The sequence below is a fragment of the Pseudomonas meliae genome (assembly GCF_001400515.1).
Lineage (GTDB): Bacteria > Pseudomonadota > Gammaproteobacteria > Pseudomonadales > Pseudomonadaceae > Aquipseudomonas > Aquipseudomonas amygdali.
The window spans coordinates 1-731 of sequence record NZ_LJQT01000371.1 but is presented as its reverse complement, the minus strand read 5'-3'; the positions used below and the strand labels follow the sequence as shown (position 1 = coordinate 731).

The following is a 731-nucleotide window of genomic DNA, read 5'->3' as shown; positions in this document are numbered from 1 at the left end:
TTTGCAGCGCCTCCCTAAGGTTGTTGCATTTGCCAGTTCTGCTCGTATTGCATCGGACTTACGTAACGAAGTGTCGAGTGCAGGCGCTCTTGGTTGTACCACAGCAGCCAGTTCATGACCTCGTCCTTGGCGGCGCGTCGGGTTTTAAATCTCAAGCCATGCAGACGCTCCACCTTCAACGAGCCGAATACGGTCTCGCTGCACGCATTATCCCAGCAATTGCCACGTCGACTCATCGAGCTGACAATTCCGTAGCCCTGAAGGACATTACGAAAGTCAAAGCTGGCGTATTGGCTCCCCCGATCACTATGGAACAGCAGTCCTGAGGCCTTCAGTGGATGACGTTTGAACCAGGCCATACGCAACGCATCAATCACCAGACTGCTTTTCATGCGCTCGTCCATCGACCAACCCACGATCTGGCGACTGAATAGGTCTACCACTACCGCCAGAAACAGCCAGCCCTCGTCGGTCGGGATGTAGGTGATGTCGCCCACCCAAGCCTTGTCAGGCTCCGTCACAGAGAATTGACGATCCAGCAGGTTCGGTGAAATAGGCAAGTCATGAGCGCTATCCGTAGTAACCCTGAACCGTCGTTTGCCCTTGCCATAAATACCGTGGAGCTGCATCAGCTTCTGCACTCGCGCCTTGCCGACACGAACACCATCGGCTAATAAACGCTGCCAGATCCGAGGCCAGCCGTAGCTACCAGGGGTTCTAATCACAAACCG

General features: G+C 54.7%; 1 protein-coding gene. It reads right to left on the bottom strand.

What is annotated here, in order from left to right; all coding sequences use genetic code 11:
• Positions 1-14: 14 nt before the first annotated feature.
• Positions 15-731: IS3 family transposase (locus ALO64_RS17695; protein WP_054991768.1), on the bottom strand; the 717-nt coding region annotated here is incomplete at its 5' end.